Raw genomic sequence first — 23,823 nt, 5'->3', positions numbered from 1 at the left:
GGCCATCCGACTCAAATCGCCGAAATATCCGATCAGAAAGAAAAATGCCAGTCAGCTTAACTGACTGGCATTAGCCTCGAAGGCCGGTTTTTTTATTCCTGGAACGCCTTACAGAGCGGCAGCGTGCTCGGTCAGGTAAGCAGCAACGCCTTCTGGCGAAGCGTTCATGCCTTTGTCGCCTTTTTTCCAGTTGGCAGGGCAGACTTCGCCGTGCTCTTCGTGGAATTGCAGAGCGTCGACCAGACGGATCAACTCTTCCATGTTACGGCCCAGCGGCAGGTCGTTGACGATCTGCGAGCGGACAACACCTTTGTCGTCGATCAGGAACGCGCCACGGAAAGCCACGCCATCAGCGGACTGAACGTCGTAGGCCTTCATGATGTCCTGCTTGATGTCGGCAGCCATGGTGTAGCGAACCTGGCCGATACCGCCATTGTTCACTGGAGTGTTGCGCCATGCGTTGTGGGTGAAGTGCGAATCGATCGAAACAGCGATCACTTCAACGTTGCGCGCCTTGAAGTCAGACATGCGGTTGTCCAGAGCGATCAGCTCGGACGGGCAAACGAAGGTGAAGTCCAGTGGATAGAAGAACACCAGGCCGTATTTGCCTTTGATCGCCGAGGACAGGGTGAAGCTGTCAACGATCTCGCCATTGCCGAGTACGGCCGGTACGGTGAAGTCAGGGGCTTGTTTGCCTACGAGTACGCTCATTGGATATCTCCTGGTGTAATAGCGTGAGAAACAGGGTTCGCATCAGCCTGCCACCCTGAGGCGACAGCCCTGTGACACGATCCCCGGTCACAAAAGACCGGCCATCATACACCGCGTGTTTGAGCTGGCTTAGCTGTTTTTTCCCCACACGATGAAATCCCCTCCGGTTTTGGATCACCGACTTGCCATACAGACCGTTCGTCAGCCATACCCGTTTATGACGAAAAGTACTCTGAAACCACTTTGACAATCATTCTCGTTAACATTAAGATCCATCGCAATTGAGTCACAATCAGCGACGGTCCTTCCCTATGTATGTTTGCCTCTGCACTGGCGTCACCGACGGTCAAATCCGCGATGCGATCTATGAAGGATGCTGCAGCTATAAGGAAGTCCGTGTGGCCACCGGCGTTGCGAGCCAGTGCGGCAAATGTGCCTGCCTCGCCAAGGAGGTGGTCCGCGAGACCCTGACCAAACTGCAAACGGCCCAGGCCGCAATTCCTTATCCAGCAGAATTTACCGCGGCGTAAATATAGAATTTCAAAGAACCGGACATATGTCCGGTTTTTTTATGCTCCAAAATCAACTAGTTATGCTCTAGACGCGGAACACAAACATTCTTATTCCGATTAATTTTCATTTAAGTTTCAATAACTTAGGTTTGACACTGTTAAATACGAGGCTCAAACTCCGCTCTATTGACAGCTAATACAGGGCAGGACCCCATCATGAAAGGCGACATTACAGTCATCCAGCATCTCAACAAGATCCTCGCCAATGAACTGGTCGCGATCAATCAATACTTCCTGCATGCGCGCATGTATGAAGATTGGGGCCTGAACAAGCTCGGCAAGCACGAGTACCACGAATCCATCGACGAGATGAAGCACGCGGACAAGCTGATCAAGCGCATCCTGTTCCTTGAAGGCCTGCCGAACGTCCAGGACCTGGGCAAGCTGCACATCGGCGAGCACACCAAGGAAATGCTTGAGTGTGACCTGCGTATCGAGAAAACCGGCCATGCCGATCTCAAAGTGGCTATCGCTCATTGCGAAAAAGTTGGCGACTTCGGTAGCCGTGAGCTGCTTGAAGATATCCTCGAGTCCGAAGAAGAACATATCGACTGGCTGGAAACCCAACTGGGCCTGATCGATAAAGTAGGCCTTGAGAACTATCTGCAATCACAGATGGGCGAAGACGAGTAAGTTCTACGCCATTAATCTCGATGCAATAAAAAGCCCCGCCCTCTTTCGAGTGGCGGGGCTTTTTTGTGCCTGCCGTTGTAGGAGCGAGCTTGCTCCGGGCGGCGTTCCGACGATGGTCGTTAACGATAACGCTGGGAGCCTGACACCCAGCGGCGTTCTTTAGTCCATCGCGAGCGAACTCGCTCCTACAGGAAGCGAATCAGGCTTCGGTCTTTGGAGCAGCAGCCTTGGCGGCGGCGTCCTTGATCAGCGCCTGCAACGAACCGTCGGCAGCCATCTCGGTCATGATGTCGCTACCGCCGACCAGTTCACCGGCAACCCACAGCTGTGGGAAGGTTGGCCAGTTGGCGTATTTTGGCAGGTTGGCGCGGATTTCCGGGTTCTGCAGGATGTCCACGTACGCAAACTTTTCGCCACACGCCATCACGGCCTGCGCGGCTTTCGCGGAGAAGCCGCACTGCGGGGCATTCGGCGAGCCTTTCATGTAAAGCAGAATGGTGTTGTTGGCAATCTGCTCTTTAATCGTTTCGATGATATCCATGGAGCACCTCGGCTGAACTTTCCGACTCATGGGTCGGCACGGTGGCGCATTGTAACGGAAAGCCGAGCGCCCTGCTCGGTCTCTCCGTCTGACTGATTCAAGCCGCCCCCACGATCACCGGCACACCATTGAGCACGGCATTTCCCGACAGTTCGTCAATCTGGCGTTCGTCGGTCAGGTCGTTGGCGCTGGAGCCTGGCTGGCTGCAGGCAATCGACATTTGCACGCCCGGCCGCGCGTGCCCCCAGCCGTGAGGCAGACTGACCACGCCTTTCATCATGTCCAGACTGCCAAGCACTTCGACTTCGATCACACCCACCCGCGAACTGACCCGTACGCGCTGTCCGTCGCTGAGCCCGCGACTGGCCAGATCGTCCGGATGCATCAGCAACTGGTGACGTGGCTTGCCCTTTACCAACCGATGATAGTTATGCATCCATGAATTGTTGCTGCGTACATGCCGGCGGCCAATCATCAACAACTCGTCGGAGACCGGCGCCTTCAAGGCTGCAAAGCGCGCCAGGTCAGCGAGAATCGCCGCAGGCGCGGCCTGGACGCGTTGATTGGCAGTCTTCAGGCGTGGCGTCAGGTTAGGCTTGAGCGCGCCCAGATCGACGCCATGGGGATGATCGAACAAAGTCGCCAGCGACAGCTTGTGCTCTGAATTGTCGCCGTACATTCCCATGCGCAAGCCGCGATCGATCATTTGCGCAGGGGCGATGGTGGGCTTCAGTTCTTTGCCGGTCCTGACGGCAAATGCCTTGGCCAGGCCGACGAAAATCTCCCAGTCGTGCAATGCACCTTGGGGTTTGGCGAGAATGGCGCGGTTGAAACGGCTGACGTTGCGCACCGCGAACAGGTTGAACGTGGTGTCGTAATGATCGTTTTCCAGCGCCGATGTGGACGGCAGGATCAGGTCGGCGTAACGCGTGGTTTCATTGATGTACAGGTCGATACTGACCATGAACTCCAGACCGTCCAGCGCCTGTTCGAGCTGTCGGCCATTGGGTGTGGACAACACCGGATTGCCCGCCACGGTGATCAGCGCGCGGACTTGTCCTTCCCCTTCAGTGAGCATCTCCTCGGCCAGCGCCGAGACAGGTAGTTCTCCGGCGTACTCCGGGCGCCCGGAAACCCGGCTCTGCCACAGATTGAAATGCCCGCCCGAGGTCGACGCCACCAGATCCACTGCTGGCTCGGTACACAAGGCACCACCCACGCGATCGAGATTGCCGGTGACCAGATTGATCAACTGCACCACCCAATGGCACAGAGTACCGAAGGCCTGGGTCGAGACGCCCATGCGGCCATAGCAGACTGCACTCGGTGCCGCGGCGAAGTCCCGCGCCAACTGGCGAATCTGTTCGGCCGGTACGGCGCACAACGGACTCATGGCCTCGGCAGTGAACGGTGCGACAGCCCCCCGTACGTCCTCCAGGCCGTCCACCGGCAGATGGCTGTCGCGGGTCAGACCTTCAGCGAACAAGGTATTGAGCAGGCCGAACAACAGCGCTGCATCACCGCCCGGGCGAACGAACAGATGCTGGTCGGCAATCGCAGCCGTTTCACTACGGCGCGGATCGACCACCACCACCTTGCCACCCCGGGCTTGTATCGCCTTCAAGCGTTTCTCCACATCCGGCACGGTCATGATGCTGCCGTTCGAAGCCAGTGGATTACCGCCCAGGATCAGCATGAAATCGGTGTGGTCGATGTCCGGGATCGGCAGCAGCAGACCGTGGCCGTACATCAAATGACTGGTCAGGTGATGGGGCAATTGATCGACCGACGTAGCGGAAAACCGGTTGCGGGTTTTCAACAGGCCGAGGAAGTAATTGCTGTGGGTCATCAACCCGTAATTGTGCACGCTCGGGTTGCCCTGATAGACCGCCACGGCGTTTTGCCCGTGATGCGCCTGAATGGCAGCGAGGCGTTCGGCGACCAGATTGAATGCCGCTTCCCACTCGATGGGCTGCCATTCATTGCCCACCCGCTGCATCGGCTGATGCAGGCGATCCGGATCGTTCTGAATGTCCTGCAACGCCACGGCCTTGGGGCAGATGTGCCCACGACTGAACGTATCCTGGGGGTCGCCCTTGATCGAAGTGATCTGGACGTTACCGCCTTCGCCCCTGGTGGTTTCGATGGTCAAGCCACAAATGGCTTCGCACAAATGGCAAGCACGGTGATGGAGAGTCTTGGTCATGGCCAGTCTCTGTCTTGTTATGGGCGGGCAACGTAGGCCGCGGAAACAAAACTATGGCGCCAGAGCCGCCGCCACGCCAGCGACGTTCGTCTTGTGAATCGAGGGTTATCAGGCCAGCCGATGGCCACCCGAGTTCAGTTCGAAGGCAGCCTGGGCGGCGCCTGCAACTGAACTTCCTGAAGGGTTCCAATCAGTCCGCGGGAGCCATGCACGCCGGTCAACTCGCCGATCAGGCGCCAGTGCTCATCAAGCCCGGCGCTGATGAATGACAAGTCAAAAACCGACTGTCAGAGCACCATTGCCGCCGCGCCTGATTGCCAAGCCCCGAGGGGCCGGTGTACAAATGAACCGCTGCTATCAGGAAACAGGCTTCAAAAGCGCTACCTCGGTAAACCCGTAGCACCTCTGAAACTCCCTAAAAACTGTAGCCCTATTGGTAAGACGCGACATTTAATTATAAGATCGCGCCTTCCCCTATTTCGTCGCCCCGTGCGGCTTACGCCGCAGGTCTCGCCCGTTGTTCCGTTAAACAAGGCTTTGAGCATCTGCGGTTTGTAGCAAAAGGTAGTCAATGATGAGCGCAAGGCACTTTCTCTCCCTGATGGATTGCACGCCCGAAGAGCTGGTCAGCGTGATCCGTCGAGGCGTTGAGCTCAAGGACCTGCGTAACCGCGGCGTACTGTTCGAGCCTCTGAAAAACCGCGTCCTGGGAATGATTTTCGAGAAATCCTCGACCCGTACCCGGATCTCCTTCGAGGCAGGCATGATCCAGCTCGGCGGGCAGGCGATCTTCCTGTCGCCACGTGACACCCAACTGGGTCGTGGCGAGCCGATCGGCGACTGCGCCATCGTCATGTCGAGCATGCTCGATGCAGTGATGATCCGTACCTTTGCCCACAGCAACCTGACCGAATTCGCCGCCAACTCCCGCGTACCGGTGATCAACGGCCTGTCCGATGACCTGCACCCGTGCCAGTTGCTGGCCGACATGCAGACCTTCCTCGAACACCGCGGCTCCATCCAGGGCAAGACCGTGGCCTGGATTGGCGACGGCAACAACATGTGCAACAGCTATATAGAAGCGGCGATCCAGTTCGACTTCCAGTTGCGCGTAGCCTGCCCGGAAGGCTATGAACCCAACCCGGTGTTCCTGGCCAAGGCCGGCGATCGGGTCACCATCGTTCGCGATCCGAAGGAAGCCGTGCGTGGTGCACATCTGGTGAGCACCGACGTCTGGACCTCTATGGGCCAGGAAGAGGAAACCGCCAAGCGTCTGCAACTGTTCGCGCCGTATCAGGTCAACCGCGCCCTGCTCGACCTGGCCGCTGAAGACGTGCTGTTCATGCACTGCTTGCCAGCGCACCGCGGCGAGGAAATCAGCATCGACTTGCTTGATGACAAACGCTCGGTGGCCTGGGATCAAGCCGAAAACCGCCTGCACGCGCAAAAAGCCCTGCTCGAGTTCCTCGTCGAACCGGCGTATTACCACGCATGAGCCAGCCATTACTGCTTAACCTGCGCAACCTCGCCTGCGGCTATCAAGACCAGCGCGTGGTGCAGAACCTCAACCTGCACCTGAACGCAGGCGACATCGGTTGTCTGCTGGGCTCGTCGGGCTGCGGCAAGACCACCACCCTGCGGGCGATTGCCGGTTTCGAACCGGTGCACGAAGGCGAAATCCAGCTGGCTGGCGAGACCATCTCCAGCGCCGGCTTCACCCTTGCGCCGGAGAAACGTCGCATCGGCATGGTGTTCCAGGACTACGCGCTGTTTCCGCATTTGAGCGTGGCCGACAACATCGCCTTCGGCATTCGCAAGCATCCGCAGAAGGATCGCGTGACCGAAGAGCTGCTGGAACTGGTCAACCTGAAGAATCTCGGCAAGCGTTTCCCCCACGAGCTTTCAGGAGGTCAGCAGCAACGTGTCGCACTGGCCCGTGCCCTGGCGCCGGAACCGCAACTGCTGTTGCTCGACGAACCCTTCTCCAACCTTGATGGCGAATTGCGCCGCAAGCTCAGCCATGAAGTACGCGACATCCTCAAGGCCCGTGGCACCAGCGCGATTCTGGTGACTCACGACCAGGAAGAAGCCTTCGCGGTCAGCGACCACGTTGGTGTGTTCAAGGAAGGTCGCCTGGAACAGTGGGATACGCCCTACAACCTGTATCACGAACCCCTGACACCTTTTGTCGCAAGTTTCATCGGCCAGGGCTATTTCATTCGCGGTCAGTTGAGCAGCCCAGAATCGGTGCAAACCGAACTGGGTGAGTTGCGCGGCAATCGGGCCTACACCTGGCCGGTAGGCGGCGCCGTGGACGTATTGCTGCGTCCGGACGATATCGTCTATGCCCCGGACAGCGCACTGAAGGCGCGAATTGCCGGCAAGACGTTCCTGGGTGCATCGACCCTGTATCGCTTGCAACTGCCGACAGGCGCACAGCTGGAGTCGATTTTCCCGAGCCATGTCGATCGTCAGGTTGGGGCGGATGTGGGTATTCGTGTCGCGGCTGAACACCTGGTGCTGTTCCAGGCGTCCGGCAGCACGGCGGCGCAGATTCCAGCTGTTGAATCAGGTGTCCGGCGCTACAGCACGGCCAACTGATACACCCTCTGTAGGAGTGAGCTTGCTCGCGATGGACGACAACGATAACGCGTGCAACCGGAATGAACGCGTTATCCAGACGTTTTTCGCGAGCAAGCTCGCTCCTACAGTGGGTTTGCGTTATCCCAGCATCAGCGTGCCACTGGCAACCAGGGTCGCATCCCCGCCGATCTTCACCCGATCACTTTCCAGCCGGCAGAACAATTCCCCACCCCGCGCCGAACGCTGAAAAGCCGTCAGGCTCGACTTGGCCAAACGCTTTGACCAGTAAGGAATCAGAAGGCAATGGGTCGATCCGGTCACCGGGTCTTCATTGATGCCGATTGCCGGAGCGAAGTAGCGGGAAACGAAATCGTACTGCTCGCCCCGCGCCGTCACGATGGCGCCCAGCCATGGCAGTTTCGCCAGGGCCACCATGTCCGGCTTGCAGTCGAGCACGGCTTGCTCCGACTCCAGCACCACGAACAACTCATTCGAAGCCAGTACCTCAACAGCCTTCACGCCCAGTGCACGCTCGATGTCCGAGATCATGTTCACCGGCGATGCAGTGATCGCCGGAAAATCCAGCCACAGCCGCCCATCTTCTCGGGTCACGCTCAACGGGCCGGATTTGCAGGTGAAGTCCAGTCGCTCGACGGGCTCCTTATAAATCTCGAACAGCACATGAGCGCTAGCCAGCGTCGCGTGACCGCACAATGGCACCTCAGTGGTCGGCGTAAACCAACGGATGTGCCAGCCCTGCCCTTCACGCACGACAAACGCCGTTTCGGCGAGGTTGTGTTCGGCGGCAATCTTTTGCATCAACTCATCGGCCAGCCATGTGTCGAGCCGATAGACCATCGCCGGATTGCCGCTAAATGGCTGATTGCTGAACGCGTCGACCTGATGAAACTCCAGTTGCATAAGCTTCTCCCTTTGTCAGACCGTCGAGCATGCCGTGCTGACCAAACCGGCACCAGTGACAGAGCAGGCTGATTTTCACCATACAGCGCTGCGCGGACTCCGATGATGTTCACGCACGGCCGATATCGGCAAATCTGGCCTGGGTGTGTTCGGCCAGCACGGCCGGTGCCAGTTCGACTTCCAGCCCACGCCGCCCCGCACTGACAAAAATGCTGGCGAAGGGCTGGGCCGAATTATCAATGAAGGTACGCAAGCGCTTTTTCTGCCCCAGCGGACTGATCCCGCCCAACAGATAGCCAGTAGAGCGCTGCGCTGCCGCCGGGTCGGCCATTTCGACCTTTTTCACGCCCGCGGCGTGAGCCAGCCCTTTCAAGTCCAGGCTGCCGACAACCGGCACCACGGCCACCAACAACTCGCCCTTTTCGCTGGCCGCCAGCAAGGTCTTGAACACCTGCGCCGGATCGAGCCCGAGTTTTTCCGCCGCTTCCAACCCGTAGGAGGCGGCCTTGGGGTCATGTTCGTAACTGTGTACGCGATGTTCGGCCCGAACCTTTTTCAACAAATCCAATGCGGGGGTCATGACAGCTCCAGACTGGGCGGCAGAAGAAAAATACTGCGCCCGATTCTAGGACATTGATCATTAAAAGGCTCTACAGCGGCGCATTCATGACGCCATTGTCTGGCCACCCCATTCATCAACAACCCGGTCATTCATACAACGAATAGTTTCTTTGTGACCAATGGTTCACTTTCGACCTTTGACAGCAGCGTTTCTTGTCTATATTTTTTCGTTTATGAAACTGCACGAAACGTCCTACCGCTGCACCCAGCAGTAAACCGCGACCAGGATGGGGATCCTGCCTCGGCGAAAACCGCGCTCCGACCATGATGGAAAAAGCGCCAGACAACAAAAAAAATGAGGTTTCAATGACAACTGCTTTACAACAACCGTCGCTCTCGAGCCAATGCATGGCCGAGTTTCTGGGTACGGCGCTGCTGATCTTTTTTGGTACAGGTTGCGTTGCCGCGCTCAAGGTCGCGGGTGCCAGTTTTGGCTTGTGGGAAATCAGCATTATCTGGGGCGTCGGCGTCAGCATGGCGATCTACCTTACCGCTGGGGTTTCCGGGGCTCATCTGAACCCTGCCGTCAGCATTGCCCTGAGCATTTTCGCGGACTTCGAAAAACGTAAATTGCCTTTCTACGTACTCGCCCAAGTGGCGGGTGCCTTCTGTGGAGCGCTGTTGGTTTACACGCTCTACAGCAATCTATTCTTCGAATTCGAACAAACGCACCATATGGTTCGCGGCACTCAAGCCAGCCTCGAATTGGCCTCCGTGTTCTCCACTTTCCCGAACCCGGTGCTGACCACCGCCCAGGCATTTCTGGTCGAGGTGATCATCACGGCCATTCTGATGGGCGTGATCATGTCCCTGACCGATGACAACAATGGCCTGCCCAAAGGCCCGCTGGCACCGCTGCTGATCGGCCTGTTGATTGCGGTGATCGGTAGCTCGATGGGGCCGCTGACCGGTTTTGCCATGAACCCTGCGCGGGACTTCGGCCCTAAACTGATGACTTTCTTCGCTGGCTGGGGTGAAATTTCCTTCACTGGCGGACGCGATATCCCGTATTTCCTGATTCCTGTTTTTGCACCGATTGTCGGTGCCTGCCTCGGTGCTGCCGCCTATCGCGGGCTGATTGCCCGCCATCTGCCCAACGCCGTACCTGCTACAAAGGATGCAACAGCTGCCATTGACGGCAAACCCAGAACTTCTTGATACCGTTGGCGCGTGCCCCTGCCCCTTGATCGCGCGCCAGACCTCACTCCCTTATTTCGTCCAAGGCAATCGACATGACCGACACACAGAATAAGAACTACATCATTGCCCTCGATCAGGGTACGACCAGCTCCCGCGCGATCATTTTCGACCGCGACGCGAACGTGGTCTGCACCGCCCAACGGGAGTTCGCACAGCATTACCCGCAAGCCGGCTGGGTCGAACACGATCCGATGGAAATCTTCGCCACCCAAAGCGCCGTGATGGTCGAGGCCCTGGCACAAGCCGGCCTGCACCACGACCAGGTGGCGGCCATCGGCATCACCAACCAGCGCGAAACCACCGTGGTCTGGGACAAGAACACCGGCCGCCCGATCTACAACGCCATCGTCTGGCAGTGCCGACGCAGCACCGAGATCTGCCAGCAGCTCAAGCGCGATGGCCACGAGCAATACATCAGCGATACCACCGGCCTGGTCACCGACCCGTACTTCTCCGGCACCAAGCTCAAGTGGATCCTCGACAACGTCGAAGGCAGCCGCGAGCGCGCGCGCAACGGTGAGCTGTTGTTCGGCACCGTCGACAGCTGGCTGATCTGGAAATTCACCGGTGGCAAGGTGCATGTCACCGACTACACCAACGCGTCGCGCACCATGCTCTTCAACATCCACACCCTGGAGTGGGACGCGAAGATGCTGGAGGTCCTCGACATCCCGCGTGAGATGCTCCCGCAGGTGAAGTCTTCTTCTGAAATCTACGGTCACACCAAAAGCGGTATCGCCATCGGCGGCATCGCTGGTGACCAGCAAGCCGCCCTGTTCGGCCAGATGTGCGTCGAGCCAGGCCAGGCGAAAAACACCTACGGCACTGGCTGCTTCCTGCTGATGAACACCGGCGACAAAGCCGTCAAGTCCCAACACGGCATGCTCACCACCATCGCCTGCGGCCCACGTGGCGAAGTGGCCTACGCGCTGGAAGGCGCGGTGTTCAACGGCGGCTCCACCGTGCAATGGCTGCGTGACGAACTGAAGATCATCAACGACGCCCACGACACCGAATACTTCGCCAACAAGGTCAAAGACAGCAACGGTGTGTACCTGGTGCCGGCCTTCACCGGTCTTGGCGCTCCCTACTGGGACCCGTACGCCCGTGGCGCCTTGTTCGGCCTGACCCGCGGCGTACGCGTAGATCACATCATTCGCGCAGCGCTGGAATCGATCGCCTACCAGACTCGCGACGTGCTCGACGCCATGCAACAGGACTCCGGTGAACGCCTCAAGGCCCTGCGCGTAGATGGCGGCGCGGTGGCCAACAACTTTCTCATGCAGTTCCAGGCCGACATCCTCGGCACGCAGGTCGAGCGTCCGCAAATGCGCGAAACCACAGCACTGGGTGCGGCTTACCTGGCAGGCCTGGCCTGCGGCTTCTGGGGCAGCCTGGAAGAGTTGCGCGGCAAGGCAGTGATCGAACGCAAGTTCGAGCCGACGCTGGATGAAACGGCGAAGGAAAAACTCTACGCAGGATGGAAAAAAGCGGTCAGCCGTACCCGCGATTGGGCGATTGAAGACGAGGCTGAATAAGCCAAGACGCAGGCTCGTATCTGTATGTAACTGGTCGGGAGCAGATTCCTGCGGCATCATGGGCAAATTTTGCACGGCAGCCCAAAGGACGCCCCATGAATCTGCCTCCCCGTCAGCAGCAAATCCTTGAACTGGTCCGCGAACGCGGCTATGTCAGCATCGAGGAAATGGCCACGCTGTTCGTAGTTACCCCGCAGACCATTCGCCGCGACATCAATCAGCTCGCGGAAGCCAATTTGTTGCGTCGCTACCACGGCGGCGCGGCTTACGACTCCAGCGTTGAAAACACCGCCTACGCCATGCGCGCCGATCAAATGCGCGATGAGAAACAACGTATCGGCGAAGCCATTGCCGCGCAGATTCCGGACCATGCCTCGTTGTTCATCAACATCGGCACGACCACCGAATCCATTGCCCGGGCACTGCTCAACCACAGTCACCTGAAGATCATCACCAACAACCTGCACGTCGCCTCCATGCTCAGCGCCAAGGACGACTTCGACGTGCTGCTGACCGGCGGCAACGTGCGGCGCGATGGTGGCGTGGTGGGTCAGGCCAGTGTCGACTTCATCAATCAGTTCAAGGTCGATTTCGCCCTGGTCGGCATCAGCGGCATCGATGAAGACGGCAGCCTGCTGGACTTCGACTATCAGGAAGTGCGGGTATCCCAGGCGATCATCGCCAATGCCCGGCAAGTGATCCTCGCGGCCGACTCCAGCAAGTTCGGGCGCAACGCCATGATTCGCCTGGGGCCGATCAGCCTGGTCGATTGCCTGGTCACCGATCAGCAACCCTCCCCGGCGCTGGCGCAGTTGTTGAACCAGCACAAGGTTCGGCTGGAAGTCGTTTAACCCCCTCCTTCCCCTGTGGCGAGGGGGCTTGCCCCCGTTGGGCTGCGAAGCGGCCCTAAAACCATTCAGCCGAGTTCAGAGAGGCACATTCATAGCCCCAACCTGCGACGGCTTCGCCGTCGAACGGGGGCAAGCCCCCTCGCCACAAAAGCAGCCTGCAACCTTTCAATGTTCGTAAATTTTCCTTTAACGGCCCTTCGATGAGTATTTTCAATCGAAGCTGACTGGCTGTGGGCGTCTTTATGGGCTAGTATTTTCGCAAATGAACATTAATGTTCGAATTCAAATACAGAACATCAAAGAATTCCGAGGCCGAGCCGATGCCCACTTCCACCTTGCCTACGCCCCCTCTCGCCGAGGTCTACGATATCGCCGTCATCGGTGGCGGGATCAATGGCGTGGGGATCGCAGCGGACGCCGCCGGACGCGGTCTCTCGGTGTTCCTTTGTGAAAAGGATGACCTGGCCAGCCATACATCGTCGGCCAGCAGCAAGCTGATTCACGGTGGCCTGCGCTACCTCGAACATTACGAATTCCGCCTGGTGCGCGAGGCCCTGGCTGAACGCGAAGTGCTGTTGGCCAAGGCGCCGCACATCGTCAAGCAAATGCGTTTCGTGTTGCCGCACCGCCCACACCTGCGCCCGGCATGGATGATTCGCGCCGGCCTGTTCCTCTATGACAACCTGGGCAAGCGCGAGCAACTGCAAGGCTCGAAAAGCCTGAAGTTCGGCCCCGACAGCGCGCTCAAAAGCGAAATCACCAAGGGCTTCGAATACTCCGACTGCTGGGTCGACGACGCCCGCTTGGTGGTGTTGAACGCCATGGCCGCCCGGGAAAAAGGCGCCCACGTTCACACCCAGACCCGCTGCGTCAGCGCGCGTCGCACCAAGGGCTTGTGGCACCTGCATCTGGAGCGCGCCGATGGCAGCCTGTTTTCGATCCGCGCCAAGGCATTGGTCAATGCGGCCGGGCCCTGGGTCGCCAGGTTCATTCGCGATGACTTGAAGATGGAATCGCCTTACGGCATCCGCCTGATCCAGGGCAGCCACCTGATCGTGCCGAAATTGTACGAAGGCGAACACGCGCACATCCTGCAAAACGAAGATCAGCGCATCGTGTTCACCATTCCGTACCTGAATCACTTCACCCTGATCGGCACCACCGACCGCGAGTACACCGGCGATCCGGCGAAGGTGGCAATTACCGACGGCGAAACCGATTACCTGTTGAACGTGGTCAACGCCCATTTCAAAAAGCAAATCAGCCGCGAGGACATCCTGCATAGCTATTCCGGTGTGCGCCCGCTGTGCAACGATGAATCGGACAACCCGTCGGCCGTGACCCGCGATTACACCCTGGCGCTGTCTGGCACTGGCGAAGAGGCTCCGTTGCTGTCGGTGTTCGGCGGCAAGCTCACGACCTATCGCAAACTGGCCGAGTCGGCGCTGGCGCAACTGGCACCCTACTTCAAGCACATCCAGCCAAGCTGGACCGCAAGTGCCACGCTGCCGGGTGGTGAAGACATGACCACCCCGCAGGCCTTGAGCTCACGTATCCGCGACAAATTCGACTGGGTACCAAGCGAGATCGCTCGCCGCTGGGCCACCTCCTACGGCAGCCGTACCTGGCGCATGCTCGAAGGCGTACAGGACCTCAGCGATATGGGCGAGCACATCGGCGGCGGTCTCTACACCCGCGAGGTCGATTACCTGTGCAGTGAAGAATGGGCCACTACCGCACACGATATTCTTTGGCGGCGCAGTAAGCTCGGCTTGTTCACCACAGCCGCGGAGCAGGAAAAACTCAAGGATTACTTGAACAAGGTCGAGCAAAACCGCAACAAGATCGAAGCGGCCTGACCACGATCCGGATAAACGAAAGCCCCTGAACCTCACGATTCAGGGGCTTTTTCGTATCGATGGATTTCAGTCGCGCAAATCCGATTCATGAATGGGCTGCTCACGGTGAGTCGCCCGCTGATATTGCGCCGGCCACACGGCCTTGTGCCCGCCCAGGTCGTCGTCCGCGTGCAACGCCCAATACGGATCGCGCAACAACTCACGGGCCAGGAAGATGATGTCCGCCTGACAGGTGCGCAGGATGTGCTCGGCCTGGGCCGGCTCGGTGATCATGCCGACTGTGCCGGTGGCCATGCCCGACTCCTTGCGCACCCGCTCGGCGAAGCGGGTCTGGTAACCCGGCCCTGTGGGAATTTCAGCATTGACTGCCGTCCCGCCCGACGAGACGTCGATCAGGTCGACCCCCAAGGCTTTGAGGCGACGGGCCAGCTCCACGGTCTCATCGGGGTTCCAGCCGTCTTCCACCCAGTCGGTGGCCGAGACCCGTACAAATACCGGCAACTCTTCAGGCCACACCGCACGCACCGCTTCGGTGACCTGCAGCACCAGCCGAATACGATTTTCGAACGAACCGCCATATTGATCGCGACGCTGATTGCTCAACGGCGACAGGAATTGATGCAGCAGGTAACCATGGGCCGCATGCACTTCGACCACTTTGAAACCAGCCGTCAGTGAGCGCTTTGCTGCATCGACAAAGGCCTGGATCAACTTGGCGATCTCGTCGTCATCCAGTTGTTTGGGTTGGGTGTGCTGCGGGTCGAACGCAATCGGTGAAGGTCCGACCGGCACCCAACCGCCCTCGTCGGGTTTGACGCTGCCATGCTTGCCGAGCCATGGCCGGTGGGTGCTGGCCTTGCGCCCGGCATGAGCCAACTGAATGCCGGCAACGGCGCCCTGGGCGTTGATGAAGCGGGTGATGCGTTGCAGGGGTTCGATCTGTTCATCATTCCACAGACCGAGATCCTCGGCCGTGATACGCCCGTCGGCGGTGACTGCCGTGGCCTCGGTAAACACCAGCCCGGCCCCGCCGACAGCACGGCTACCGAGGTGAACCAGATGCCAGTCATTGGCCAGGCCATCGGCACTGGAATACTGGCACATCGGCGAAACAGCGATGCGGTTGGGCAGGGTCAATTGGCGAAGGGTAAAGGGTTCAAGCAGCAGACTCATGGGGCACCTCTCGTATCAGTGGGCAGGCTCCAGGTTCTGTTTGAATAGTCGACGAGTGACAGGAAAAAGATACAGCACCCGCCCCCGCGGGCAAAAAATTGACAAGACGTCACAAGGCCAAAATCAAGCAGTGCTTAGAGCCTAGTCGACATCGAGGAATGTTGCCCCCTTGTAGGAGCGAGCTCGCGATGGGCGTGAACGATAGCGTTGGGGACCTGATACCCCGCGGTGTCCTGTCGTCCATCGCGAGCGAGCTCGCTCCTACAAGGGTCGGGTCAACGCGGTTCGATGTGGGCAATCATCAATTGAACCGTCTCGTTCCCGCGAAACTCGTTGAGGTCGAGCTTGTAGGCCAGCTCCACCCATTTGATGGTCGGATTCGGCCAGATATCGCGATCGATCCCGAAGGCAATGCCGTCGAGTTTCACCGAACCACATTCACTTTTGAGCACGACTTTAAGATGCCGCTCGCCAACGACGCGCTGCTCGACCAACTGGAACACCCCATGAAACAACGGTTCCGGGAAGTGTTGCCCCCAAGGACCGGCATGCCGCAAGGCTCGAGCCAGCTCCAGGTGGAACTCTTCCACCGCCAGGGTGCCGTCCGACAACAGGCGGCCGGTCAGATCTTCTTCGCGCAGCTGCCGGCGCACTTCGGCGTCAAAGGCTTCGGCAAACAAGGGGAAATTTGCTTCCGGCAGCGTCAGGCCGGCCGCCATCGCGTGGCCACCGTATTTGGTGATCAGATTCGGATGCTGCGCCGCCACCACACTCAAGGCGTCGCGGATGTGAAAGCCCTGGACCGAACGCCCCGAGCCCTTGAGCAGGCCATCCCCGGCATCGGCAAAGGCGATGGTCGGGCGGAAATAGCGCTCTTTCATCCGTGACGCGAGGATACCGATGACGCCTTGGTGCCACTCGGGATCGAACAGGCACAAGCCGAACGGCATCGACTCCACCGGCAGGTCCTTGAGCTGCGCCAGCGCTTCACGCTGCATGCCCTGCTCGATGGATTTGCGATCCTGGTTCATACCGTCCAGTTGCGCCGCCATCTCACGGGCCAGACCTGCGTCTTCGGTCAGCAGGCATTCGATGCCCAGGCTCATGTCGTCCAGGCGCCCTGCTGCGTTCAGGCGCGGGCCGACAATGAAGCCCAGATCGGTGGAGGTGATACGCGCATGATCGCGCTTGGCCACTTCGAGGATCGCCTTGATCCCCGGCCGGGCACGTCCAGCGCGAATCCGCTCCAGGCCCTGATGCACCAGAATCCGGTTGTTGGCATCCAGCGGTACCACGTCGGCCACGCTGCCAAGAGCCACCAGATCGAGCAGTTCGCCGATATTCGGCTGCGGCCTGCTTGTGTACCAGCCCAGCTCGCGCAACCGCGCACGCAGGGCCATCAATACATAGAAAATCACCCCGACGCCGGCCAGCGCCTTGCTGGGAAACTCGCAACCGGGCTGGTTCGGATTGACGATGGCGTCGGCCAACGGTAACTCGTCACCGGGCAAGTGGTGGTCGGTGACGAGCACCTTGAGCCCGGCCTTTTTCGCCGCTGCCACGCCTTCGACGCTGGAGATGCCGTTGTCGACGGTGATCAGCAAATGCGGCTGACGCTCAAGCGCCACCGTGACGATTTCCGGTGTCAGGCCATAGCCATAGTCGAATCGGTTGGGCACCAGGTAGTCGACATGTGCCGCCCCCAACAGACGCAAACCCAAGGTACCCACTGTACTCGCCGTAGCGCCGTCGGCATCAAAGTCGCCGACGATCAGAATGCGCTGACGCTGTTCGAGCGCAGTCACCAGCAGATCCACCGCGGCATCGATGCCCTTGAGTTGCTGGAACGGAATCAACCGCGCCAGGCTCTTGTCCAGTTCCGCCTCGGACAGCACGCCCCGAGCCGCGTACAGGCGGGTCAACAGCGGTGGAATATCACCGAGGAATGGCAGGGTGTCGGGCAGCAGGCGAGGTTCGATGCGCATGGGGTGAAAGATGCTTCTCTTCAATACGTAGGATAAAACCGGGTAACGCGGGGCAGTCGCGAAAAATCAGCCGCGCTCACCGGCCAGCCACTGCAACTGGACTTCGTGCTGACCACGGTCGTCGGTGACGAAGATCGTCCCTTCGCTGATCATCACGTCCCACTTGATAACGCGCGGCATGTCTTTGGCCAGGGTTTCCAGGACTTCCTGAGGCACGGCAGCGATGTTGACGTTCTTCAGGTTTTTCACCGCCGGCACCACTTTGCCCTCCCACACGCGCAGGCTGCCGTAGGCCAACAGGCTGGTACGTTCAGTGCGGCGCGAGCACCAGGTCAGGCGCTCGGCATCTGGCTGGCCGACTTCGATCCAGTGCAGGACGCGGTCATCCAGGCTTTTTTCCCACAAGGCCGGTTCATCCACTTCCGACAAACCACGGCCAAAAGACAGCTGCTCGTTGTACCAGAGGGCGTAGGCCAGCAGGCGCACGGTCATGCGCTCTTCGGTTTCCGAAGGGTGACGGGCGATGGTCTGCTTCACGCTCTCATAGACGCTGCGGTCGAGGTCGGTGAGGTTCAGTTCAAACTTGTAGGTCGTGGACGGCTGGGCCATGTACGGGCTTCTTGATACGAGGAAAGGCGGCAAGTCTAACCGATGCGACGGGCAATCCACGAATTGAACACAATCAAGCTGGAGCGTCTGACAGTCGGCTATGTTAAAACGCTCTATCCGCTCAACCTTTGCCCCACAGGATCCAGCATGCCGTTCACCGCCAAACCGCTTTCCGGTCTGAAAGTCATCGAATTGGGTACCTTGATTGCCGGCCCGTTTGCCTCGCGTATTTGCGCGGAATTCGGCGCCGACGTAATCAAGATCGAATCCCCGGACGGCGGTGATCCATTGCGCAAATGGCGCAAGTTGTATGAAGGCACTTCGTTGTGGTGGTTCGTCCAGGCCCGCAACAAAAAGTCCCTGACCCTCAACCTCAAGCACCCCGACGGTCAGGCCATCCTGAAACAGCTGCTGAGTGAGGCAGACATACTGATCGAAAACTTTCGTCCCGGCGTCCTGGAAAAACTCGGCCTGGGGTGGGATGTCCTGCACGCCTTGAACCCGAAACTGGTCATGGTGCGGCTGTCGGGTTTCGGCCAGACCGGCCCGATGAAGGATCAGCCCGGCTTTGGCGCGGTCGGTGAGTCGATGGGGGGCCTGCGCTACATCACCGGCTTCGAAGACCGCCCACCAGTGCGCACCGGCATTTCCATCGGCGACTCGATTGCCGCGCTCTGGGGCGTGATCGGCGCACTGATGGCCCTGCGTCATCGCGAGGTCAACGGTGGCCAGGGGCAAGTGGTGGACGTGGCGCTGTACGAAGCCATCTTCGCGATGATGGAAAGCATGGTCCCGGAGTTCGATGTGTTCGGCTTCATTCGCGAACGCACTGGCAATATCATGCCGGGCATCACCCCGTCCTCGATCCACACCAGTGCCGATGGCAAGCACGTGCAGATCGGAGCCAATGGCGACGCGATTTTCAAACGCTTCATGCTGATCATTGGCCGGGAAGACTTGGCCAACGATCTCCAGCTTGCCAGCAACGATGGCCGCGATGCCCGACGCGACGAGATTTATGGCGTCATCGATCGCTGGGTCAACTCGTTGCCGCTGGACAGTGTACTGGCGCAGCTCAATCAGGCCGAGGTGCCGGCCAGCCGGATCTTCAGCGCCGAAGACATGTTCAATGACCCCCAGTACCTGGCAAGGGAAATGTTCTTGCAAGCCAAGCTGCCGGACGGCAAAGACTTCAAGATGCCGGGCATTGTGCCGAAACTCTCAGAGACACCCGGGGAATGTGAATGGGTCGGGCCACAACTGGGTGAGCACAACGCACAGGTACTCCAGGAACTTGGCTATGACGCGACGCAGATTGCACAGTTGCGCAAAGACGGAGCCATCTAGGCTGAGGCATCAGCCCGCATGGCCCATTCGACACTGCCCGCCACGCGGCGGGCGGCTGCTGTGCTTGCTGGCGATCTTGTTCCTGCTCCCTGGACCGATCCCGTCCGCCCTGGCGCAAACCGGGGAACCCCTGATCTGGCTCAAGCGCGACCTGCCGCCGCTGACGATTTTCGACGGGCCGAAAAAGGGACTGGGCGTTATCGATCAATTGCTTCCACTGTTGATTGCCAGCATGCCGCAATACCAGCACAGCGTGATGAGGGTCAATCGCGCGCGTGGACTGCAAATGCTCCATGAACCGTCCCTCGTCTGCGACGCGGCGCTGAACTGGAGCAAGGAACGGGAAAAGTGGATCGCCTTTTCCATTCCGGTCTTCCGCGCCATGAGCAATGGCCTGGCCGTGCGGCGCGTCGACCAGAAAGTGCTGACACCCTTTATCAAGGACGACGAAGTGGACCTGGCAGCGCTGCTCGCCAGCGGTAGCGAAAAACTGGGAATTATTGCCGAACGCAATTACGGCGAATACCTCGACGGACTGCTCAAACAAGCGCCAGCCGACGCGCTGGCCCCTCATTACGGTAACGACGCCTTGGGCAGCCTGCTGCAGATGCAGCGCCTGGGACGCTTGCGCCTGCTGTTGGGTTATCGCCCGGAAATACGCTACCAGGCCTCGCTGCAAGGCATTGCCGAGGATGAATTGCAGTTCTATCCGATCCGTGGCACGGGCAAATACCTGTCCGGTTACATCGGTTGCACCAACACGCCAAAGGGCCGGCAGGCCATTGTCGAAATTAATCAGGTGTTGCGCACCCTTCCCCGCGAACGCCTTGACGAGGCCTATGCAGCCTGGCTGGATCCCGAAAGCCGCAGCGATTACCTGAAAGACACCAAGGCGTTTTTCGACAATCTGGCGCACCCCTGACAAATCCCGGGCAAAAGAAACCCCGAGAAGTGGGGAGACGACTCGGGGTCAAACGTGGCCTGCTTGGAGACCAGTAGCAGCAAGCTGCAAGCACCGGAGCACAATGCTTGATCCTGCTGTTACAAAGTCTGACTGACCTGGGCGCGGGAAGGTTCCCGCAAAAAACCGTTCAATTGCGGTTGGCCAGCTGCTTGTCCTGCGCCGCATGACGCAATGCCGCGATCACGCAAGGCTCAAGGCGTCCTTCAGCGATCAGCACGTCGCGATGCAAACCGTCGACCACATCCGTCAGCAAGCGCTTGTCATTCAACTGGGCCTGATTGAATTCACGCTCGACCACGATCGCGCCGATAGCATTCTTCAGGGTCACCCGGCATTCGCCACGAATGCCTGACGGGGTCAACGTAACCTGATACGGGCTTAGCGCCTCACCGAGCAACAGACTGATACTTTCCATCCCGATCACCACTCAATAATCCGAAAACAACGTGCCTGGGGCATGCCTACTACAAATGACCGCTGGCCCGAGAAGAAAGTTCTGGGTACTGACTGCAGACGAACCTGCAGCCCAGTCAACAGAGCATGCACGGCGAACATGACAGAGAAAAAACCCAACCATCACGTCTGTCGGGTGCGCCGGGCGATGTCGGCCCATCCCCCCAACAATCCTCGTAGCTGGCCATCCGCCGTGTAAAACGGCACTGTCCACTGGTAGATATCCCTGACACCGTCCTTGAACATCAATTGACGCTCGAAAAAGCGCGTCCTGCGCGTACTCAATTGCGCCATGAACTCGGCATGCAGCAGTTCCGCGGTTTGTCTGGGCATGGCATCGACCTCGATCAACTGCCGCCCCTGCATCCGGTCAAAACGCGTCGACAAGGCGTCCTCATAACTTTTGTTGCACATGATCAAGCGCCCTTGCAGATCACGGACAAACATCGGGTCAGGCATGGCATCCATCAGGGCATGCTGGAAGGCGAGCTGATCACGCAGACTGCTTTGGGCCTCGACCCGTTGCCTGACCACCACCGCCAACCGTCGATTCCAGAGTAGGGACAACAGGCCGAACAGGCTGACCACCAACACGCCCCAGCAAACCCACTGGTCAATCCGCTGCCAAAGGCCAGGCACCTGTGGCGCTGTAGCGCCGCCAAACCACTTCAGGCGAAGGCCACGCAACTCCTGTTCAGGAAACGCCTCAAGCGCCTTGTTGAGGATACTCAGCAACTGCGGCTGGCCTTTGCGCACCGCCAGATAATCCGCATCCCATTTGCCCGGCACCACGGCGCCGATCTGTAGCCGGCCCGACGGAATAAGCTGGGCGCCGATTTCGCTTTCAATGGTGGCGTAGGCTTCGCCGCTTTCCACCCAGGCACGGGCTTCGGCGTATGTTTTAACCGAACGCAACTCGATGGACGGATAATTGCGACGGATCATCGCCTCCAGTGCATGCCGGGTCGGCAGCACCAGTACCCGCTTCGCCAGATCCTCCAGCGACTGCACCGGTGGTGCTCCGGCCTGCCCGAGAAAGACCCATCCTGCACCGCCGAATGCATGGCTGAAATCGAGAAACGCCTTGCGTTCATCATTCATCGCCAAGGTCGTACTCAAATCCGCAGCGCCGCTTTCCAGATGGGCCAGCATCTGATCGGTGGAAAAAGACTCTTGGTAAACGAACTGCAACCCCGTCATGTCACTGATGCGTTTGAGCAGGTCACTGTTCAAGCCTGTCCATTGGCCATGTTCATCCTTGAACAGGTACAACGGGTATTCCAGCGCCGTGACCACGACCCGAGGATGCTTGGCCATCCACTGCAACTCCTGGTCATCCAGCACGACCATTGACCGTGCGGCAGACTTCCCACGCTCCTGAATCGATGCAGGGCTTGCCCCTCCCCATTCGGCGATTCCCAGCATGCCGAATAAAAACAGCCAGCGCGCGACTGGCTTGAACACACTTGTAAACAGCATTCCCACGTCCTTGGTGATCCATTCGCCTGTCCCTTCGCGGCGATAACACGACAAGTGTGCATGCATAAATGAAAAAGCCCGTCAGGAGACGGGCTTCAAAATGTAACAGCGCTGACCGGTTACAGCGGCTTGCCGCGGTTGCCATGCTGGCTGACAAAGGCCTGCACGGCCTTCAGGTCATTTGGCAATACGGTGCAACGTTCGTCTCGCTCAAACAAATCAGAAAGATGTACCGGCAGTTCGAGCGCTTTTCCTACACCGGCTTTTTCCACCGCGTCCGGGAATTTGACCGGGTGGGCGGTACCCAGGATCACCATTGGAATGTCCAGGCTGCGACGGCATTCCCGGGCAGCTTTCACACCGATGGCCGTGTGTGGGTCCAGCACTTCGCCAGTCTGCTCGTAGACTTCGGCAATGGTTTCGCAGGTTTGCGCGTCATCCACGGCCAGCGAGTCGAACAACTTGCGGGCTTCGGTCCAGCGCTCTTGCTCGACGCTGAAACCGCCACCCTGCTTGAACGAATCCATCAGCCCGGCGATTGCCGCGCCGTTGCGACCATGCAGGTCGAACAGCAGGCGTTCGAAGTTCGACGACACCATGATGTCCATGGACGGCGACAGCGTGGCGTGCAGGGTTTCCTTGACGTACTGGTTGCCGCTCATGAAGCGGTGCAGGATGTCGTTGCGGTTGGTGGCGACGATCAACTGGTTGATCGGCAGGCCCATGTTGCGCGCCAGGTACCCGGCGAAGATGTCGCCGAAGTTGCCGGTCGGCACCGAGAACGACACCGAGCGCGCCGGGCCGCCCAGCTGCAGGGCTGCGTGGAAGTAGTAAACGATCTGGGCCATGATTCGCGCCCAGTTGATCGAGTTCACCGCAACCAGGCGAGTGCCCTTGAGGAAGCCCTGGTCGGCGAAGCTCGCCTTGACCATTTCCTGGCAGTCGTCAAAGTTACCTTCGATAGCGATGTTGTGAATGTTCTCACCGAAGATGGTGGTCATTTGCCGACGCTGCACTTCGGACACCCGGTTATGCGGGTGCAGGATGAAGATGTCGACGTTTTCGCAGTGCTTGCAGCCTTCGATGGCGGCCGAGCCGGTGTCACCGGAGGTGGCACCGACGATCACCACGCGCTCGCCGCGCTTTTCCAGCACGTAGTCAAGCAGGCGACCGAGCAATTGCAGGGCGAAGTCCTTGAACGCCAGGGTCGGGCCGTGGAACAACTCCAGCACCCATTCGTTGCCGTTCAGCTGACGCAGCGGCGCAACGGCGCTGTGGGCGAACACGCCATAGGTTTCTTCAAGAATCTTTTTGAAATCGGCGTCTGGAATGCTGCCGGTGACAAACGGGCGCATGACGCGGAAGGCCAGTTCGTGATACGGCAGGCCGGCCCAGGAGGCGATTTCTTCCTGGGTGAAACGTGGCAGGTTTTCCGGGACGTACAGACCGCCGTCGGTGGCAAGACCAGCCAGCAGGACGTCTTCGAAATTCAGGGCCGGTGCCTGGCCGCGGGTACTGATGTAACGCATGACTGACTCCAATGGACAGTGTTCGTAGTGCCGGACCCGCAAGCGAGC

General features: G+C 59.2%; 21 protein-coding genes and 1 pseudogene. 10 read left to right on the top strand and 12 right to left on the bottom strand.

Going from position 1 to position 23,823, the window contains the following annotated elements:
• Positions 1-108: 108 nt before the first annotated feature.
• Positions 109-711, bottom strand: a complete 603-nt coding sequence (locus AC3WTM_RS27590; protein WP_057713433.1) for a peroxiredoxin — start codon at positions 709-711, stop codon at positions 109-111.
• Between the two features lie 311 nt (positions 712-1,022).
• Between AC3WTM_RS27590 and AC3WTM_RS27585 the strand changes: the two genes are divergently transcribed.
• Positions 1,023-1,241 carry a bacterioferritin-associated ferredoxin gene (locus AC3WTM_RS27585; protein ID WP_007985869.1) on the top strand — a complete coding sequence of 73 codons (219 nt, stop codon included), beginning with the start codon at positions 1,023-1,025 and terminating at the stop codon, positions 1,239-1,241.
• Between the two features lie 198 nt (positions 1,242-1,439).
• Positions 1,440-1,916: a bacterioferritin gene (gene bfr / locus AC3WTM_RS27580; protein WP_102672272.1), complete on the top strand. Its 477-nt coding sequence runs from the start codon at positions 1,440-1,442 to the stop codon at positions 1,914-1,916.
• Positions 1,917-2,115: 199 nt separating this feature from the next.
• Here the strand turns inward: bfr and grxD are convergent, their stop codons facing one another.
• From grxD to AC3WTM_RS27565, 3 genes and pseudogenes are all read right to left on the bottom strand, one after another.
• Entirely contained in the window at positions 2,116-2,457 is a 342-nt protein-coding gene (gene grxD / locus AC3WTM_RS27575; protein WP_102672271.1) for a Grx4 family monothiol glutaredoxin, read from the bottom strand.
• 97 nt (positions 2,458-2,554) lie between these two features.
• Positions 2,555-4,663, bottom strand: coding sequence for a molybdopterin oxidoreductase family protein (locus AC3WTM_RS27570; protein ID WP_102672270.1), 2,109 nt, complete (start codon positions 4,661-4,663; stop codon positions 2,555-2,557).
• Between the two features lie 134 nt (positions 4,664-4,797).
• Positions 4,798-4,935, bottom strand: a pseudogene (locus tag AC3WTM_RS27565) (hypothetical protein); the annotation flags it as partial.
• Between the two features lie 302 nt (positions 4,936-5,237).
• Between AC3WTM_RS27565 and argF the strand changes: the two are divergent.
• On the top strand, positions 5,238-6,158 hold the full coding sequence (gene argF, locus AC3WTM_RS27560; RefSeq protein ID WP_102672269.1) for an ornithine carbamoyltransferase: 921 nt from the start codon (positions 5,238-5,240) through the stop codon (positions 6,156-6,158).
• Positions 6,155-7,264, top strand: a complete 1,110-nt coding sequence (locus AC3WTM_RS27555; RefSeq protein WP_007971311.1) for an ABC transporter ATP-binding protein — start codon at positions 6,155-6,157, stop codon at positions 7,262-7,264. Before argF ends, AC3WTM_RS27555 begins: the two co-directional genes overlap by 4 nt.
• Positions 7,265-7,384: 120 nt before the next feature.
• Here AC3WTM_RS27555 and AC3WTM_RS27550 read toward each other — a convergent pair whose 3' ends face one another.
• Together AC3WTM_RS27550 and ybaK are read right to left on the bottom strand one after the other, a co-directional pair.
• Positions 7,385-8,167 (bottom strand): PhzF family phenazine biosynthesis protein, encoded by a 783-nt coding sequence (locus AC3WTM_RS27550; RefSeq protein ID WP_102672268.1) that lies wholly within the window; start codon positions 8,165-8,167, stop codon positions 7,385-7,387.
• 109 nt (positions 8,168-8,276) lie between these two features.
• Positions 8,277-8,747 carry a Cys-tRNA(Pro) deacylase gene (ybaK, locus tag AC3WTM_RS27545; protein ID WP_057713427.1) on the bottom strand — a complete coding sequence of 157 codons (471 nt, stop codon included), beginning with the start codon at positions 8,745-8,747 and terminating at the stop codon, positions 8,277-8,279.
• Positions 8,748-9,094: 347 nt separating this feature from the next.
• On the opposite strand from ybaK, the gene AC3WTM_RS27540 reads away from it, so the two are divergent.
• From AC3WTM_RS27540 to glpD, 4 genes are all read left to right on the top strand, one after another.
• Complete coding sequence (locus AC3WTM_RS27540; RefSeq protein ID WP_102672267.1) at positions 9,095-9,946, top strand: MIP/aquaporin family protein; 852 nt, start codon at positions 9,095-9,097, stop codon at positions 9,944-9,946.
• Positions 9,947-10,020: 74 nt separating this feature from the next.
• Positions 10,021-11,526 (top strand): glycerol kinase GlpK, encoded by a 1,506-nt coding sequence (gene glpK / locus AC3WTM_RS27535; RefSeq protein ID WP_102672266.1) that lies wholly within the window; start codon positions 10,021-10,023, stop codon positions 11,524-11,526.
• A gap of 95 nt (positions 11,527-11,621) precedes the next feature.
• Positions 11,622-12,377: a DeoR/GlpR family transcriptional regulator gene (locus AC3WTM_RS27530; protein WP_007971301.1), complete on the top strand. Its 756-nt coding sequence runs from the start codon at positions 11,622-11,624 to the stop codon at positions 12,375-12,377.
• A 320-nt stretch (positions 12,378-12,697) separates the two neighbouring features.
• Positions 12,698-14,236, top strand: coding sequence for a glycerol-3-phosphate dehydrogenase (glpD, locus tag AC3WTM_RS27525; protein ID WP_102672273.1), 1,539 nt, complete (start codon positions 12,698-12,700; stop codon positions 14,234-14,236).
• 66 nt (positions 14,237-14,302) lie between these two features.
• Here glpD and AC3WTM_RS27520 read toward each other — a convergent pair whose 3' ends face one another.
• The 3 genes from AC3WTM_RS27520 to AC3WTM_RS27510 all read right to left on the bottom strand — a co-directional run bounded on the left by AC3WTM_RS27520 (position 14,303) and on the right by AC3WTM_RS27510 (position 18,003).
• On the bottom strand, positions 14,303-15,409 hold the full coding sequence (locus AC3WTM_RS27520) for an NADH:flavin oxidoreductase/NADH oxidase (protein WP_102672265.1): 1,107 nt from the start codon (positions 15,407-15,409) through the stop codon (positions 14,303-14,305).
• 275 nt (positions 15,410-15,684) lie between these two features.
• A complete protein-coding gene (gene recJ / locus AC3WTM_RS27515) occupies positions 15,685-17,394 on the bottom strand; it encodes a single-stranded-DNA-specific exonuclease RecJ (RefSeq protein WP_102672264.1) in 1,710 nt (569 codons plus the stop codon).
• A 66-nt stretch (positions 17,395-17,460) separates the two neighbouring features.
• Positions 17,461-18,003, bottom strand: coding sequence for a YaeQ family protein (locus tag AC3WTM_RS27510; RefSeq protein ID WP_007971297.1), 543 nt, complete (start codon positions 18,001-18,003; stop codon positions 17,461-17,463).
• A gap of 147 nt (positions 18,004-18,150) precedes the next feature.
• Here AC3WTM_RS27510 and AC3WTM_RS27505 point away from each other — a divergent pair, with 147 nt between their 5' ends.
• Both AC3WTM_RS27505 and AC3WTM_RS27500 read left to right on the top strand, forming a co-directional pair.
• The gene (locus tag AC3WTM_RS27505; RefSeq protein WP_102672263.1) at positions 18,151-19,350 is read left to right on the top strand and encodes a CaiB/BaiF CoA transferase family protein; all 1,200 of its coding nucleotides are present in this window, start codon (positions 18,151-18,153) and stop codon (positions 19,348-19,350) included.
• Complete coding sequence (locus AC3WTM_RS27500) at positions 19,304-20,272, top strand: TIGR02285 family protein (protein ID WP_102672262.1); 969 nt, start codon at positions 19,304-19,306, stop codon at positions 20,270-20,272. The genes AC3WTM_RS27505 and AC3WTM_RS27500 overlap by 47 nt, the downstream gene beginning before the upstream one ends.
• A gap of 169 nt (positions 20,273-20,441) precedes the next feature.
• Here the strand turns inward: AC3WTM_RS27500 and AC3WTM_RS27495 are convergent, their stop codons facing one another.
• From AC3WTM_RS27495 to thrC, 3 genes are all read right to left on the bottom strand, one after another.
• Positions 20,442-20,729, bottom strand: coding sequence for a DUF3509 domain-containing protein (locus AC3WTM_RS27495; RefSeq protein WP_102672261.1), 288 nt, complete (start codon positions 20,727-20,729; stop codon positions 20,442-20,444).
• Positions 20,730-20,890: 161 nt separating this feature from the next.
• Positions 20,891-22,246 (bottom strand): transporter substrate-binding domain-containing protein, encoded by a 1,356-nt coding sequence (locus tag AC3WTM_RS27490; RefSeq protein ID WP_102672260.1) that lies wholly within the window; start codon positions 22,244-22,246, stop codon positions 20,891-20,893.
• Positions 22,247-22,365: 119 nt separating this feature from the next.
• Positions 22,366-23,775 (bottom strand): threonine synthase, encoded by a 1,410-nt coding sequence (thrC, locus tag AC3WTM_RS27485; RefSeq protein WP_075945553.1) that lies wholly within the window; start codon positions 23,773-23,775, stop codon positions 22,366-22,368.
• Positions 23,776-23,823 lie beyond the last annotated feature (48 nt).

The organism is Pseudomonas sp. EU05-FHT14B02 (assembly GCF_058791055.1).
This window is presented reverse-complemented; position numbering and strand designations above follow the sequence as displayed.

Coding starts and splice junctions, on each gene's coding strand:
- AC3WTM_RS27590 (WP_057713433.1), bottom strand. CDS start 711: ATGAGCGTACTCGTAGGCAAACAAGCCCCTGACTTCACCGTACCGGCC.
- AC3WTM_RS27585 (WP_007985869.1), top strand. CDS start 1,023: ATGTATGTTTGCCTCTGCACTGGCGTCACCGACGGTCAAATCCGCGAT.
- bfr (WP_102672272.1), top strand. CDS start 1,440: ATGAAAGGCGACATTACAGTCATCCAGCATCTCAACAAGATCCTCGCC.
- grxD (WP_102672271.1), bottom strand. CDS start 2,457: ATGGATATCATCGAAACGATTAAAGAGCAGATTGCCAACAACACCATT.
- AC3WTM_RS27570 (WP_102672270.1), bottom strand. CDS start 4,663: ATGACCAAGACTCTCCATCACCGTGCTTGCCATTTGTGCGAAGCCATT.
- argF (WP_102672269.1), top strand. CDS start 5,238: ATGAGCGCAAGGCACTTTCTCTCCCTGATGGATTGCACGCCCGAAGAG.
- AC3WTM_RS27555 (WP_007971311.1), top strand. CDS start 6,155: ATGAGCCAGCCATTACTGCTTAACCTGCGCAACCTCGCCTGCGGCTAT.
- AC3WTM_RS27550 (WP_102672268.1), bottom strand. CDS start 8,167: ATGCAACTGGAGTTTCATCAGGTCGACGCGTTCAGCAATCAGCCATTT.
- ybaK (WP_057713427.1), bottom strand. CDS start 8,747: ATGACCCCCGCATTGGATTTGTTGAAAAAGGTTCGGGCCGAACATCGC.
- AC3WTM_RS27540 (WP_102672267.1), top strand. CDS start 9,095: ATGACAACTGCTTTACAACAACCGTCGCTCTCGAGCCAATGCATGGCC.
- glpK (WP_102672266.1), top strand. CDS start 10,021: ATGACCGACACACAGAATAAGAACTACATCATTGCCCTCGATCAGGGT.
- AC3WTM_RS27530 (WP_007971301.1), top strand. CDS start 11,622: ATGAATCTGCCTCCCCGTCAGCAGCAAATCCTTGAACTGGTCCGCGAA.
- glpD (WP_102672273.1), top strand. CDS start 12,698: ATGCCCACTTCCACCTTGCCTACGCCCCCTCTCGCCGAGGTCTACGAT.
- AC3WTM_RS27520 (WP_102672265.1), bottom strand. CDS start 15,409: ATGAGTCTGCTGCTTGAACCCTTTACCCTTCGCCAATTGACCCTGCCC.
- recJ (WP_102672264.1), bottom strand. CDS start 17,394: ATGCGCATCGAACCTCGCCTGCTGCCCGACACCCTGCCATTCCTCGGT.
- AC3WTM_RS27510 (WP_007971297.1), bottom strand. CDS start 18,003: ATGGCCCAGCCGTCCACGACCTACAAGTTTGAACTGAACCTCACCGAC.
- AC3WTM_RS27505 (WP_102672263.1), top strand. CDS start 18,151: ATGCCGTTCACCGCCAAACCGCTTTCCGGTCTGAAAGTCATCGAATTG.
- AC3WTM_RS27500 (WP_102672262.1), top strand. CDS start 19,304: ATGACGCGACGCAGATTGCACAGTTGCGCAAAGACGGAGCCATCTAGG.
- AC3WTM_RS27495 (WP_102672261.1), bottom strand. CDS start 20,729: ATGGAAAGTATCAGTCTGTTGCTCGGTGAGGCGCTAAGCCCGTATCAG.
- AC3WTM_RS27490 (WP_102672260.1), bottom strand. CDS start 22,246: ATGCTGTTTACAAGTGTGTTCAAGCCAGTCGCGCGCTGGCTGTTTTTA.
- thrC (WP_075945553.1), bottom strand. CDS start 23,775: ATGCGTTACATCAGTACCCGCGGCCAGGCACCGGCCCTGAATTTCGAA.